The sequence below is a fragment of the Shewanella sp. GutDb-MelDb genome, assembly GCF_002836075.1.
GTDB lineage: Bacteria > Pseudomonadota > Gammaproteobacteria > Enterobacterales > Shewanellaceae > Shewanella.
Genome location: NZ_PJBM01000069.1, coordinates 1 through 1,765, shown reverse-complemented (window position 1 = coordinate 1,765; position 1,765 = coordinate 1). Strand labels below are relative to the sequence as shown.

Genomic DNA, 1,765 nt, shown 5'->3' with positions numbered 1-1,765 from the left:
GAGGCTCCTTTAGTCTCGATATTGTGGTTGTTGGTTCAAGTATGGAAAAATATACTGTACTGCAGCAAGGTAGAAATAAAGATAATTATCAGTCATCTACTGAAAGGCTAGCAGACTAGTATTCAACATACATCCTCCGTCTAATTTGCTAAAAAGTACTATTATGTACTAGACCTATTACATGGTTATCGTCATCTTCGTTAGTTGTTCAATAACCATTTGAAAGGATTCAAGCGCTGATCAGACTGGGACGTCGGTATACGATTTACTTGCTTTTAAGAGGGATTCTTTTGCTTATAGATTTTAATTATTCATCATTCAGTATTCGTGCATTTATGCTGGTTACAGCATTGGTGCCTTTTGATGTGTATACGGATAGCACTAGTGTTAGTTATATTAATGCTATAGATAACAATAGTATACTGGCAAATGAGAGAGGTGTAAGCTCGCTTGATTTTGCATTTTTATTTTCTGAAGAACAATATCTAAAGTTAACGGAGCTTTCTAAAGAAAAGTTAGTCATTGTTCTTAAAAGTGAACGCATTAAGAACCTGGTACATCAAATAGAGAAATATAGAAACTTACAGCATTATGAATGGCCTACATTGAAAGTCGTAAAGCTTGTACTAGGAAAGAAATCTGATGAAATAGCAAAATTACGTTGGATGTTAGTGAGTTTAGAAGATCTTCATTATCAAGATTTACCTCCTTATCGAGAGAAAGTTTTTGATCCTGCAATCACGGTTGGTATTAAGCATTTTCAGAAAAGACATGGCTTAGAACCATCCGGTTTATTAACAACAGATACCGTTTTGTTGTTAAACACTCCGCCATCTAAAAGAGCATCAGAGTTGACATCGTTACTTTTTAAACACATTACATCATTTAAGTTAGAAAAAAGTGAATATGTCGAAGTCAATATTCCTAGTTACCAGTTACGGGTAATTAAAGATAACCGAGAGGTTTTGAAACTTAATGTTATTGTTGGAAGAAAGAAAACTGCAACACCTGAATTAAATACTACCATTTCTCAAATTACAGTCAATCCTAGATGGACTGTCCCCAGAAGTATAATAAACAGTGATATATTGCCTAAAATACAAGTCGACAAATTTTACTTAGGTAAAAATGATTTTGCTTTTAGAGATTATAGCGGGAACAACAACATTGATAAAATTAATACCATAGACTTACAATCATTTAGGCGTGCACTGAAACATAAACAGTTGATACAACTACCGGGTGATAAAAATGCATTAGGTCACTATAGATTCACTGTACCAAATAACAGCTCGATATTTCTACATGATACGCCAAGAAAAGATCTATTTAAAGTACCTAAAAGGGCACTAAGTCATGGCTGTATTCGTGTGGAACAACCAAAACTGCTCGCTGACTACCTTATGAGCAGAGAACCGCTTAAAAAAAGGATTTTGGTTGAAGTTGCTTCAAGGGGTCTACATACCAGCCACTTTGCCTTGAGCAACCCAATACCGATATTTGTGACTTATAATACTTTATGGCTTGATGATAATGGTATTTTACAAATACGACCTGACGTATATTCACTTGAGGAGTAGGTGAAATGGATAGTAATTGTCATGATAATGAACCTCTGTCTATTCTTATTCGAAAAGAAAAGAACGCCAGAATGAAATTAAAATTATTAGCAATATTACATTTTAAAGAAGGTAAATCTCGTTATAAGATAGCGTCTTATTTAAAAGTTAGCCGTACTAGTGTAAATAGATGGGTGAGCGACTAC

2 protein-coding genes are annotated in these 1,765 nt (G+C 34.3%); both read left to right on the top strand.

The window, feature by feature from the left end; genetic code table 11:
- Nucleotides 1–290 precede the first annotated feature (290 nt).
- Entirely contained in the window at nucleotides 291–1,580 is a 1,290-nt protein-coding gene (locus CXF82_RS01320; protein WP_102043547.1) for a L,D-transpeptidase family protein, read from the top strand.
- A 5-nt stretch (nucleotides 1,581–1,585) separates the two neighbouring features.
- The coding region (locus tag CXF82_RS01315; RefSeq protein WP_145991635.1) for a helix-turn-helix domain-containing protein at nucleotides 1,586–1,765 on the top strand (180 nt) is incomplete at its 3' end.